7 protein-coding genes and 1 pseudogene are annotated in these 12,707 nt (G+C 64.0%); 1 reads left to right on the top strand and 7 read right to left on the bottom strand.

Annotated features, from left to right (window positions below; all coding sequences use genetic code 11):
- Positions 1-77: 77 nt before the first annotated feature.
- The 7 genes and pseudogenes from ACFSKW_RS18045 to ACFSKW_RS18015 all read right to left on the bottom strand — a co-directional run bounded on the left by ACFSKW_RS18045 (position 78) and on the right by ACFSKW_RS18015 (position 6,753).
- Positions 78-779 carry an ABC transporter ATP-binding protein gene (locus ACFSKW_RS18045; RefSeq protein WP_379573416.1) on the bottom strand — a complete coding sequence of 234 codons (702 nt, stop codon included), beginning with the start codon at positions 777-779 and terminating at the stop codon, positions 78-80.
- On the bottom strand, positions 767-1,531 hold the full coding sequence (locus ACFSKW_RS18040) for an ABC transporter ATP-binding protein (RefSeq protein ID WP_379573415.1): 765 nt from the start codon (positions 1,529-1,531) through the stop codon (positions 767-769). Before ACFSKW_RS18040 ends, ACFSKW_RS18045 begins: the two co-directional genes overlap by 13 nt.
- The gene (locus tag ACFSKW_RS18035; protein WP_379573414.1) at positions 1,528-3,114 is read right to left on the bottom strand and encodes a branched-chain amino acid ABC transporter permease; all 1,587 of its coding nucleotides are present in this window, start codon (positions 3,112-3,114) and stop codon (positions 1,528-1,530) included. Before ACFSKW_RS18035 ends, ACFSKW_RS18040 begins: the two co-directional genes overlap by 4 nt.
- Positions 3,111-4,022, bottom strand: a complete 912-nt coding sequence (locus tag ACFSKW_RS18030; RefSeq protein ID WP_379573413.1) for a branched-chain amino acid ABC transporter permease — start codon at positions 4,020-4,022, stop codon at positions 3,111-3,113. Before ACFSKW_RS18030 ends, ACFSKW_RS18035 begins: the two co-directional genes overlap by 4 nt.
- Before the next feature lie 3 nt (positions 4,023-4,025).
- A complete protein-coding gene (locus ACFSKW_RS18025; protein WP_379573412.1) occupies positions 4,026-5,267 on the bottom strand; it encodes a branched-chain amino acid ABC transporter substrate-binding protein in 1,242 nt (413 codons plus the stop codon).
- Between the two features lie 238 nt (positions 5,268-5,505).
- Positions 5,506-6,123, bottom strand: a pseudogene (locus ACFSKW_RS18020) (alpha/beta fold hydrolase); the annotation flags it as partial.
- A gap of 150 nt (positions 6,124-6,273) precedes the next feature.
- The gene (locus ACFSKW_RS18015; RefSeq protein WP_379573411.1) at positions 6,274-6,753 is read right to left on the bottom strand and encodes an integrase core domain-containing protein; all 480 of its coding nucleotides are present in this window, start codon (positions 6,751-6,753) and stop codon (positions 6,274-6,276) included.
- A gap of 1,031 nt (positions 6,754-7,784) precedes the next feature.
- On the opposite strand from ACFSKW_RS18015, the gene ACFSKW_RS18010 reads away from it, so the two are divergent.
- Positions 7,785-11,594: a LamG-like jellyroll fold domain-containing protein gene (locus ACFSKW_RS18010; protein ID WP_379573410.1), complete on the top strand. Its 3,810-nt coding sequence runs from the start codon at positions 7,785-7,787 to the stop codon at positions 11,592-11,594.
- The last annotated feature ends 1,113 nt before the right edge of the window (positions 11,595-12,707 follow it).

The raw sequence follows: 12,707 nt of genomic DNA, 5'->3' as shown, positions 1-12,707 counted from the left end.
CCTGGCGAGCATCGGCTCATCGCCCGGCCGGTTCCCAGGCCATTCGCTGTCCACTTCCTGGCCAGGGCAGCCCGTGGCTAGTGGCCGAGGTATGCCTCGCGTACGCGATGGTCGGCGAGCAGTTCCCTGCCCGTGCCGGAGTGGGTGGTGCGGCCGAGGTCGATCACGTAACCCTGGTCCGCCAACGTGAGCGCCGCGAGGGCGTTCTGCTCGACCATGAGAATCGTCGTCCCCAGCTCGCGGAGCACGCCGACGGTGTCCAGAATGTGCTGGATCATGATCGGGGACAGGCCCATGGTGGGCTCGTCGAACATGAGCAGCCTCGGCCTGGCCATCATGGCCCTGCCGATCGCCAGCATCTGCTGCTCGCCACCGGAGAACAGCCCCGCCCGCTGTGCTCGCCGCTGCCCCAGGACGGGGAAGAGCTCGTACACGCGGGCCACGTCCGCCGCGATGCCGCGGTCCCTTCGCAGGTAGGCGCCCAGGAGCAGGTTCTCCTCGACGCTCATCCCGGCGAACAGCCTGCGGCCTTCGGGGCAGTGCGCGATGCCGGCGGCGAGTACGGAGTGCGCGGGCAGGCGGTGGATCGGCTCGCGCTGGAAGAGGATCTCGCCCCGGCGCGGGCGGATCAGGCCGGAGATGGTTCTGAGCGTGGTGGTCTTTCCTGCGCCGTTGGCGCCGACAAGGCAGACGATCTGCCCTTCGGCGACGGTGAAGCTGACATCTTTGACCGCTTCGATGGCGCCGTGGGCGACCGAGAGTCCGTTCACTTCGAGCATTCGGTGGTTCCCAGGTAAGCCTCGATGACCCGAGGATCGGTGCGCACGGCTTCCGGCGGGCCGCTGACCAGTATCCGTCCACGCACGAGCACGTGGACGTGGTCACAGAGGGAAAAGATGAACTTGGTGTCGTGTTCGATCACGACCACGGCGATCCCGCGGTCGCGGATGGCGCCGATCAGCGCCCGGATGGCGGTGGTCTCCGCGCCGTTCATGCCGGCGGTCGGCTCGTCCAGCATGAGCACCGCCGGGTCGCCGGCCAGCGCTCTGGCGATCTCCAGGCGGCGCTGGTCGCCGTAGGCGAGGCTGTGGGCGGGAACGTGGCCGTCGGGGTCGAGGCCGACGAAGGCCAGCTCGGCGCGGGCCCGCCCGGTCGCCTCGGCCTCGCTTCGGCGGAAGGCCGGACCGTGGAACAGGGCGCTCATCAGCCCCTGGTTGATGCGGGTGTGCCGGCCGACGAGGACGTTCTCCAGCGCCGACATGCCGGAGAAGAGCCGGATGTTCTGGAAGGTGCGCGCCACCCCGAGGCGGGCGGCCTCGGCGGGATCCGCCTTGAGCGGGCGGCCGCCGAGCAGGACGCGACCCGATGTGGGGGCGTACAGCCCGGTCAGACAGTTGAACAGCGTCGTCTTGCCCGCTCCGTTGGGCCCGATCAGACCGATGATCGCCCTGTCAGGTACGGTCAGCGTCACGCTGTCCAGCGCGACGAGCCCGCCGAAGGCCATGGAGACGCGCTCCGCGGTTAAGCTCATGACGACGACACCAACCCTTGCGGCCGGAAACGCATGATCAGGATGAGGGCGAGCCCGAAGAGCATCAGCCGGTAGTCGCTGAACTCCCGCAGCTTCTCCGGAAGCACGAACAGCAGCGAGGCGCCCACGACCGCGCCGGGCACCGTGCCCATCCCGCCGAGGACCACGGCGGCCAGCAGCGTGACGGATTCACTAAAATCGAAGCTCTCGTACCCGACCGTGCCCAGCTTGTGCGCGAAGACCGCGCCCGCGAGGCCCGCGAGCGTGGCGCCCACCAGGAAGGCTACGATCTTGGCACGTCCGGTCCGCACGCCCATGGCGCGGGCCACGTCCTCATCCTCCCTGATCGCCAGCCATGCCCGCCCCGTACGGCTGCGCCTGAGGTTGGCCAGGACCACCATCGCCCCGGCGACCATGAGCACGGAGACCATGTAATAGAGGGATCCGCCCGCAAGCCCGCCGACGGGCTCGTCGAACGCCTGGCCCAGAACAGTGATCGGCGGGATGCCGGGAATGGAGTTGGCGCCGCCGGTAAGTCCGCCGATGTCGTTCTGCGCCGCCCGGAAGAAGATCTCGCCGAACGCGAGCGTCACGATGGCCAGGTAATCCCCTCGTACGCGCAGGGTGGGCGAGCCGACCACCACGCCGAAGAAGCCGGCCGTCACCGCCCCCGCGAGGGCTGCCACCGGGAAGGGGACCGTGTGGGCCAGGTTCGCCGCGGTGAAGGCGCCGATCCCGAGGAAGGCCACGTAGCCGAGGTCGAGCAGCCCGGCCAGGCCCACCACGATGTTGAGGCCGATCGCGGTGGCCGCGTAGACCCCGATGCTGGACGCCACGGTCATCCAGTAACCCGTGCCCGCCTCGGTGAACGGCAGCATCAGTGCGCAGGCGAGCAGGACCGCCATGCTGAACACCCGGTGCCGCTCGGCCAGGGCGGCGATCCACGCGAGAACCCCGTACGAGGCCAGCACGCCGACCACGGCCAAGCCGAAGCCGCAGAACGCCAGGAACTCGGCGCCGCCGTACGGGTTGGTCGCCCGGCTCTGCCCGCCCGCAGTCAGCGTCGCCGAGACCAGCCACAGCAGGGCGGCGAAGGCGGCGAGCAGGACCGGCCAGGCCACCGCCCGGTCTGGAAGCCTCCACACCGGCGCCGGTGCGACAGTCCGGCCCGGCCACACCAGGAGGGCACCGCCGGCCAGCGTGACCGGACCGCCGATGGACAGCGTGCCGAGGACGGTGAGGAACCACACGTGCACCAGCGCGATGGCGATCACACCGACGCCCACGGGCTTGCGGGCGCGCGGGAGGATCGCGATCAGGCCCAGCAGGACCAGATGCAGGCGGAACCCGGTGACCAGGTGCGGGGCGTCGAAGAACTGCAGCGTGGCCCGGTCGGGGTAGGCTCCGCCGGGTAGTACGACGCCGGCCCAGGGAAGCAGGGCCCCCGCCACCACGAGCGCGGCGCCCGCTGCCGGACGGGAATTCCACGCTCGACGCGATCCGCGCCCGCCGTCGTGGAGTTTCCGGTCGTCGGAGACCGGGAGAACCTCCGAACTGCGGAGTTGGAGACCCTCTGGTGTCATGCCCGCACCCCTTCCGGCCGACCGAGGAATCCTTGGGGACGGAACATGAGCACCAGGATCAGCAGCACGAAGACCCAGACGTAGTCGTACTGGGCCCCGCCCCAGGCGTACTGTCCGGCCAGCGACTTCACCATGCCGATGCAGAAGGCGCCGAGCATGGCGCCCCGGATGCTGCCGATGCCGCCCAGCACAGCCGCCGTGAAGGCGAAAATGCCGTTCTGGAAGCCCATCGCGGTGTCGATCTGGCCGTAGTGGATGCCGTACAGCACGGCGCCGAGCCCCGCCAGCACCGCACCCAGGACGAACGTCGCCAAGATCACCCGGTTGAGGTCGATCCCCATCAGGCGGGCGGTGTCCGCGTCCTCGGCAACGGCCCGCATGGCCCGGCCGAGCCGCGAACGCTCCACGTACAAGTGGAGCGCCGCGGCCAGCAGCGGAGAAACGGCCACGGCCAGCACCCCGGTCCACAGCACGATCGTCGATCCCACGACGAGCTGGGAGTCGAAGAAGACCCGGGGAAACGGCAGCGGCGCGGTGGCGCCCGGGTAGAACACCCGGACCACCTCCTGCAGCAGGATGGACACGCCGAGCGCGGTGATCAGCGGTGCCAGCCTGTGCGCGTCCCGCAGCGGCCGATAGGCCAGCCGCTCCATCAGGACCGCGACGGTCACCGACGCGGCGACCGCCGCCACGCAGAGCACCGGCAGCGCCACGTACCAGGGGACCCCGTCGGGCAAAAGGTACACGGAGGTGAAGTGGGCGCCGAAGGCGCCGGCCATGAACACCTCACCATGAGCGAAGTTGATCAGCTTGATGATGCCGTAGACCATGGTGTAACCGAGCGCGATCAATCCGATCAACGCGCCGAGCACCAGACCGTTGACAATCTGCTGGGCCAGGGTCGCCACAGGTCACTTCGCCTCGAACTGGCCGCTCTCGACGTCCTTCCAGTCACCGTTGGTGACCTTGTAGACCGTGAACAGCTTGTTCTTGCTGTCGCCGTACTCGTCGAAGCCGACCACGCCGTTGGCGCCCTGGTCGGTCGAGTACGCCTGGACCTCCTTCACCAGCGCGGTGCGCTGCTCGGGCGCGCCCGTCCAGGCGCCGTTCGCGGTCACCTCGCCGATCGAGAAGACGAGCACGTTGGCCGCGTCGTAGGCGAAGGCGCCGAAGCCGCCATAACCCTCGGCGAAGTTCCTCTTCTTGTACGCTTCGACGAACGCCGCCCCGGTGGACAGCTTGTCGATGGGCGCGCCGACCGAGGCCGCGATGTCCCCGTCTCTGCCGCCCAGCGCGATGAACTGGGCGTCGAACAGGCCGTCGTTGCCCGACATGGGCACGTTCAGCCCGAGGTCCTTGGCCTGCTTGGCGAGCGGGCCGCCGATGGAGTAGTCGGTGCCGGTGAAGATCGCGTCCGGCCGCAGAGATTTGATCTTGGTCAGGACGCTGGAGAAGTCGCTGTCGTTCTCGTTGACCTTCTCACGGCCGACGATCGTGGCGCCCAGCTTCTCGGCCTCCTTGGCGAACTCCGTCGCCATGTTCTCCGCGACCGCCTTGCCGTCTGTGACGATCGCGATCCGCCTCATACCCTCGCCCCCCACCAGGTAGCGGGCATTGAACGGGCCCTGCAGATCATCGGTGCCGACGACGCGGAAGTAGTTGTCGTACTGCCGCTTGGGCGCGGTGGCGTATTCGGCACCCCTGGTCAGCGCCGGGTCGGTGTTGCCGGGCGAGATCTGCACCAGCTTGGTCGAGGCGATCTTCGGCTGGATCGCTCGGGCCACCCCGGAGTTGTAGGAGCCCACGATGCCGACGACGTTCGCGTCGTCCGCGAAGCGCTGAGCCGCCGCCGCGCCCTTGTCCGGGTTCGCCTCGTCGTCCTGGGCGTCCATCTTGAGCTGGTACCCCTTGACCGCACACGTCGTGTTGGCCTGATCGACCGCGAGCTGCACGGAGTTGCGGATGCCCAGCCCGATCGCCGAGAGCTTGCCCGACATAGGGGCGATCACGCCGATGACCAGCGTGCCCTTGCTCGTATCGCAACCGCCGGTGCCCCCTGCGACCTCGGTCTTGCCCCCTCCGCACGCGCTGGTCGCCATCGCCGCGCCGATGGCCAACAGGCTCGACAGTACGGCGGTGCTCTTGCTTCTCAACGGAAACTCCTTGCCTTCAGTGGTGACTCGCGCTTCAGACCGGAGGCAAGCTATGGTCCCTAACCGACCATTTGACAGCTCAATCGCTGGCCGGTAACTGTCCAGCTCCGCCACCTCCGCGGGCCCGGTTTCGCTGCTGAAACCGATCCTGGGTTGAGTTCGAGCCAGATGCCTGCCGGCGATCCGGCGGCAACTGTGCGGGCCGGCGCCCTTGCGCGACGCCGGCGCCTCAGGCAGTTCAGCGGGTGAGGAGGTCTCGAAGAGCCTTGGCAATGACGGAGGGCGCTTCCTCGGCCATGAAGTGGCCGGAGGTGACGGTGACGTGCCGCAGGTCTGGCGCCCAGGCGCCCCACAGGGCCGCCGCGTCGAAGCCGAGGACGGCGCCCCAGTCCTGCTGGAGTACGGTGACCGGCATCCGCAGCCGGTTGCCGGCCGCCCGGTCGGCCTGGTCATGGTCGACGTCGATGCCGGCCGAGGCGCGGTAGTCGGCCACGATCGAGGGCACCGCTTCGCGGCAGGCCTCCAGGTAGGCGGCGCGAATGTCGGCGGGGATCGCATGCGGGTCGTTGGTCCAGATGTCGAGGAAATGACCGAAGAATGCGTCCGGGCTGGCGCCGATCAGCTGCTCGGGCAGGCCCTGGGGCTGGGCCATCAGGTAGAGGTGGAAGCCGATGGCGGCGCTCGTGCCGTGCAGCACCTCCCACATGTCCAGGGTCGGCAGCACGTCGAGGGCGGCCAGATGGGTGATCGTCTCGGCGTGGTCGAGTCCGGCGCGGAAGGCGACCAGGGCTCCTCGGTCGTGTCCGGCCAGGGCGAAGCGCTCATGACCCAGCGCGCGGGCCAGGGCGACGATGTCGTCGAGGTGAGGTGCCCCTGATCTTCCGGACACGGCGCCAAGTAAGGTGCTGAGTAGTCTGGAAGGAAGGGGCCGTGGCGGGCAAGAACTATTCAGAGGAGTTCAAGGGCGAGGTCGTAAAGGCCTGTGTGTGCTAAGAACTCGGCTACCCTACGCGACCTGCGCGTATTCGTGGATCAGCCCTCCGAGGCGGTCACGCCGGATGACCTTGATATCGTCCTCGATCGGGTCGGGAAGGGCTCGTAGCGGAGCGGCCCGGCCCAGGGAGCGATGCGGGCGAGGCTCATTGAAATGGGCCTCGTAGGTCGCCAGCACGCGCCGCAAGTGGCGGGCGTTGACGATGAGAATCCGATCAAGGAGCTCTCGGCGCAAGCCGCCGATCCACCGCTCGGCGAACGCGTTGGCCCGTGGAGCCCGAGGTGGCGTCTTGAGGATACCGATGCCCTCGGCCGTGAAGACGTCGTCGAACATCGTGGTGAACTTCGCATCCCGATCGCGGATGAGAAACCTGAACCCCTCCGCCCTGTCCCCCAGCTCGATCACCAGGTTCCTGGCCTGCTGCGCAACCCACGACCCGGTCGGATGCTCGGTGACGCCGAGGACGTGTAGCCGGCGGGTGCTGAGCTCCATGACGACCAGGCAATAAAGGCGCTTTTAACAGCACGGTGTCGCAATGGAAGAAATCGCACGCCAAGATCCCCGTAGCTTGAGCACGCAGGAATTCACTCCAGGTCGGTCCCACGCGTCGCGGCGCCGGGTCGATGCCGGCCTTCTTCACGATGAGCCACACCGTGGATGCTCCCACCCGGTAGCCCAGAGCAGCGAGTTCGCCGGCGATCCGCCGGTAACCCCACAGCGGATTCTCCCGGGCCAGACGAAGTAACAAGGCCCGGATGGAGGCGCGGGTGGGAGGCCGACCCTGGGCGCGGCGTTTGAAGGTCCAGCGCCGCCGTACCAGATCGGCGTGCCGGCGCAGCAGCATGCCCAGCGTCACGAACAACCGCCGACGACCGGCTGGAGACAGCAGCCGCGCCAGCGCGCTGATCACCGCACGATCCGCCCACGACGGCCGGGGCCTTGCCACCTGCCGACGCAACACCGCGAGCTGATGACGCAAGACGAGGATCTCCGCGTCTTTCGACCTCTGCGAACGACCCAGCAGCACCACCCAACCCGCGAGTTGGACGAAGATCAGATAGAGCAGCCGCAACGCCATAGACAGCGATCACGCCTGCAGGAACGGGAACGCCAAATCTCAGGTCAGCCCCGACGGCCGAGTTTCGGGCACCCACAAGTTCGTCGAGGAGGGCCGTTACTCAGGATGAAAAGGGATCAAGGGATCACAAGGACTCCACAGGGGACGCGTCCCGTCGTCCCGACTACCAGCCCTAATGACGGAAGGGCGCTTATCAGACACAAAGACGATCTTTACTGCGCCTTTACAACATGCCATGATCGCCTCGTTTTGTCCGATTAGACGCGAAAGGGTATATGTGAAACGCACTCGCACGTCCGGCTTATCAGCCGCGACGCGTCGCCGAGGCTCCATCCTGGCAACCTTCGCACTCTCGGCTTCGCTCCTTGCGCCATCGGCGATCGCCGAACCCACGCCGACTGCGACGGCAACCACACCATCGAACACATCTCACACCCCAAACCCGGTGGACGCCGCCAAGGCCGAGGCCCAGCGCACCGAGAAGGAGGTGGAGATCCCCAGCCTGCACACCGAGAACATGACCACCGTCGCCATGCCTGGCGGTAAGACGGTTCGAACCTATGTTTCGAGCTCCATCGTCCGCGTCCACCGCGACGGCGCCTGGCACAAGGTCGATCCAACGCTGGTCGTGGAGAACGGCGTCGTCAAACCCCGGATGACCAAGCTGGACCTCCGACTATCCAATGGCGGCAGCGATGTTCCTCTGCTGACCGCCAAGGGCGACTCCCTTGGGGTCAAAGAAGGCCAGCCTGGCGAGATCAGAATCGCCGCGCCCGGCAAGCTGCCCGTACCGGAGCTGTCCGGCAACACGGCCACCTACAGCTCCGCTTACGGTCGCAACGTCGACCTGGTCGTGATCGCGACCCCCGAGGGCTATCAGCACCAGATCGTGATCCGTGAGCGGCCTGGCAAGCCGCTCAAGCTTCCCGTGCCGATCGACCCGCCCTCCGGCATGCGGCTGGGCAAGTCCTCCGGCGGCAAGCCTGCCGCCCTCGCTGACGGTAAGAAGGTCGCCGACCTATCGACGCTGCCGGTCCTGGATGCCAAGGCGATGGCCGCACCGGGTACCGGTAAGGCCGGTACCGCGACCGCTGCCCTCACTGGTAGCGGCGACAATTCCAGTCTCGTCCTCACACCGGACGCCACGTTCCTGGCCGACCCGGCCGTGACCTACCCGGTGACGGTGGCCGCCGGTAACCCGACCCCCTGGCACGGGGCCGGTGCTCCCGACGACACCTTCATCGCCAACGGCGGCAACTACGTCAATGGCAGCTACTCCGCGAACTCGGCCGCTTTGTTCGCCGGGCGACGGGACGGCTACAACTACCGTTCCTACCTGAAGTTCAATCTCTCCGGCGCACCGTTCTTCGGCCGGCAGATCCTGGACGCCAACATCATCCTGTGGAACTACCTTTCCCACCAGTGTGGCTCCAACGTCGGCGACATCTCCATGCATCGCATCGCCAGTAGCTGGACTGTCAACACGCTGACCTGGTCCAACCAGCCGCTCGCCGTGGCGGATGGCCACGTGATCAATCCCCATGGCCTCGACCAGAGCTGTTCAGGCTGGATGGACGAGGGTGAACTCTGGTATTCCATCGAGGAGATCACCCAAGCTTGGGCGGACGGACAGCCCAACCACGGGGTGATGATCCGCGCGGTAGGCGAATCCGGTGCGAACAACTGGCGACAGTACCTGTCCGGCAACTGGGCGGGCGGCTCCGACGGCAGCCATCACCCCTACTTCTTCGTCGAATATGAGGCTCCAGACCCCTCGATTGGCGCCGTTGGATGGTTCGCGCCAGACGAAGCCGGAATGGAAAATCGCGCTGATATCGAAAGGTATGCAGCCAATCCATCTGCGGTAGGTGCCACGGATGCTGAACCGGTAGTACCCTCCCTCTCGGATGTGGAGGCCATCGAGGCGCGAGATACGGTCGGTCACGCTGACACTGAGCTTCCGGTAATCGACGCGATCGAAGAAGATCCCGACGATCCTTCTCCAGATCCTGATGCACTCGCACCCGCTGTCATATCAACGGAGCCAAACGCAAGCGCAACGTCCGTACCCAGAAACACGGCAATCCGAGTTAAATTCAGTGAAGCAACGACAGAAGCTCACATCGTAGTCAAGGACTCTGCAGGTGCGAACGTAGCCACACAGTCCTCAACCCAGGATAACGGTCGTATTCGGATCGAGACCCCTCTAAGCATTCTAGCCCCAAGCGCTACCTACACAGTCGAAGTGAGCGGCGCCAAGGACGCGGCTGGCAACACTATGACAGTTCCGCATCAGTGGAGCTTCATGACAAGTGCAGCTGTCTCCACGATGGGCCTGGTCGCAGCCTATGGCCTGAATGAAGCTTCGGGTGCAAGTGTTCCTGACTCTTCTGGAAACGGGAATTCGGGCACAATGAGTGGGGCTTCGTGGGTTCCAGGAAAATACGGGCGTGGACTCTCGTTCTCGGGACTATCTGAAAGCTGGGTCACGGTAGGCGCCAGCGACTCCCTGAAGCTCAGCCAAGGAATGACGCTTTCGGCATGGGTGAATCCCACTGACCTCTCCAGCTATCGCACCGTGGCCATGAAAGATCACACAGCCGGATCCGCGTATGGGCTATACGCATCCAACGGGGAAAAACCGTCTGCGTGGATGCTGTCAGGCGGCGCAAGTGAGCATCATATTGTAAACGGTGGGTCTACGCTGCCTCTGAATAGCTGGAGCCATCTAGCAGTTACATACGATGGGGCGATTTCTCGGCTCTACGTCAACGGCCTGGAAGCAGGACAATTGACAATGTCGGGAAACCTAGCGGATGATGGCGGGGATCTTCACATCGGTGGCAACACCCGCTGGGGTGAGTTCTTCAATGGGATCATTGACGAGGTTCGCATCTACGATAGGGCGCAAACTTCGGATGAGATCCAAGCGGACATGAATATCCCTGTTAGCACGCCGACGCAGGCGAGCACCTCACTGAATACGGCAGCAACTCTCGCAGGCATTCCCGAGGCTGAGAACGTTCCGCCTAAAGCTGGAGGTGCTTTTGAGCGGATGACTCCACAGAAATGCGCCGAGCAGAGGGCACTCGCCGGTCGTGGCGTCGGCTGGGTCATGAATCACTACTCATGGTGCCAGATAGGGAAGGTCGTCGCGGCTGTCGATCACGGGCTCCAGTTCGAACGCTACATGGCCGATGTGATGCTAATCGGCTACACCTTTACTGGCGTCGGAGGACGCGACAGGAGCAAGGGGGAGACGTCTCGAGATTTAGTTGTCGAGGCATATGTCTACAATCACAACGTCTACGGCACAATGCCGCCGACCAAGACCATGGTTCTGAAAATGGGAATTGGGAACAACCCGCGATGCGAGAGTGTTTCCACGTGGAACGGACAGCCGTGGTCCAACCAGAAGCAAGCGCTAATTAGCAGCTGGGTAGCCAACGGCCGCGCCACGTTCCGATTCAAGTGCGATCCCGCCAAAGCTTCCGAAAAGAGGCCTATTCGTTGGCAGGAACCTAATGCGCAGGGAAACACCTGGGAGGAGGTGGACAACCTCGAAAAGGTATCGAACGGGACCTTCCAGGCATGGGTAGACTTCCCTGACTGGCCAAACACCCGCGGGTATCGATACGTCATGGCCAATAAGGATATTCAAGGTTTCAAGGGAAATATTATTCGCTGCGATACCGCTGAATACATCAAAGCCATTGGCGGATGTACGTTCTATCTGACCAAGCCGGCGATTAAGTGGTCCTATACAGCGCAGGCTTCCAAGCGGCTTCTAGAAATGAAGCAAGCCTACCAGCACTACTGGAACGCCTGCACTGACCCGGACGGGGAGACCTGGCCGGACAACCCGGATAAGCTAATACGAGGCTGCGACGTTCCCGGGAGCTCAATTCCATACGATCATCTGTATATGCAGCGAGTCGCGAAAGCCGAAGCCGATTCGAACCACACCAAGACCACGCCGATCTGCAAGTCTATGTTCGGTGAATATCCGAGCCTCGGCAAGGAGTGCGACGAATTCCCCTTCGCCTCAACACGCGAGCGTACGAACGGACCCAATACTAAAAAGTGGTCGTTCTGTCCTATTATAGCCAAGCATAATAGTGACGCAGGCCTGGCGCTCGAGGCTTTTTACCAAAAAGATCGAGTGCTCACAGGAGATCTATTCTCCAATCGCTTCGACCAAAAGTACGATGAGCCTATCTCTAGGGAAGATCTCTGTGGGGAATCGGCTTACTAGAAGGTGAATGCCGTGATAGGGTGCAGGTGCTTGTTTCATCCGCACCCTATCATGGAGTGGGCTGCATGGATATAGATGACATTCTCGATCACTACGAGACGCTCCTGACTGAGCATGAATGGCTTCTGTGGGTTCCTGCGAGCTGGAGTGTTGTACGCCCCACAGGGGGCGTCTTGGAGTTGGAAGAGGTCGCTAGACGGGTTGCGCGTGATTGCGCATATCACTTCGAGTATCTTCCCGCACGAGAGGCTTCGGATCTTGTAGAGGATCCATGTTTGTTGATCCAACAGCTTCCATGGGGCTACTGGTTCCTGGACACGAATGACATAGCCGGTACGCAGCGCAAGCTCCTTGGGGATCTTGGAACACAAGCCCAATTCTGGTCGGTAGGCTGGCTGCAGGCCTCTCGCGGATACGAATTCATTTACGCCGAGCGGGGGCAAGAGAGGGTTCGCCGAAGCGACTTTAGATCACCCCTTGATGCAACTCCAGATGTCCCTCAATCGCTTGCGGCAAGTATGGATATTGTGAGATCCGCCTGGATTGTTAAGCCCCGACGGTATATCGAAGCTGGGATCTTGTCTGTCATTACGCTCGAAACTAGTGCGATACTTGAGTCGGACTGGTTTTATGAAGATCAGCTGACCTTGGTTTGTAGCGGACTATAGATTGTTCCAGGCACGTGTGCCAGCGACTTGTGAGTCAGGTTTCTTTGCGAAGGGTCTGGGGCGCGGTGTACCGCATCAAAAACTCATTACATCGGGCTTGAGCTGGAAGTTCTCTGGAGTGGTTACGCTCGGTACATGCCAGGTCAGAGCAAGTCGGCACCTACACGTCGATGAGTGTCTCGCGGTTGGCGCTGGTGAGCTGACGGATGTGGGCTCCATTGGAGGGATCTGTCATCCGCTGACGGATTGGCTGACGCCTGGCCAACGAACACCCCAAAACGGCCCAGCTGACAACCGGCCTCGAACAACCCGAGACGAACCCCACCTGCCCTGGCAAGAAAAGGCAAACCGCACTCTGCGCGCCCCCATCTCTGCACCAGACACGGAGCCCTTTTCATCCTGCTTCGCGGAGTTGGAGTATGAGGATGGCTTTGACGAGCTGACC

It is taken from the genome of Nonomuraea mangrovi (genome assembly GCF_042681425.1).
Taxonomy (GTDB): domain Bacteria; phylum Actinomycetota; class Actinomycetes; order Streptosporangiales; family Streptosporangiaceae; genus Nonomuraea; species Nonomuraea mangrovi.
Note: the sequence above shows the minus strand (reverse complement) of the source record. Positions and strands in the feature narration are given on the sequence as shown.

Bases quoted from the DNA above. Each gene is read 5' to 3' on its own strand.
- ACFSKW_RS18045 (WP_379573416.1), bottom strand. From the start codon at position 779: ATGCTCGAAGTGAACGGACTCTCGGTCGCCCACGGCGCCATCGAAGCG.
- ACFSKW_RS18040 (WP_379573415.1), bottom strand. From the start codon at position 1,531: ATGAGCTTAACCGCGGAGCGCGTCTCCATGGCCTTCGGCGGGCTCGTC.
- ACFSKW_RS18035 (WP_379573414.1), bottom strand. From the start codon at position 3,114: ATGACACCAGAGGGTCTCCAACTCCGCAGTTCGGAGGTTCTCCCGGTC.
- ACFSKW_RS18015 (WP_379573411.1), bottom strand. From the start codon at position 6,753: ATGGAGCTCAGCACCCGCCGGCTACACGTCCTCGGCGTCACCGAGCAT.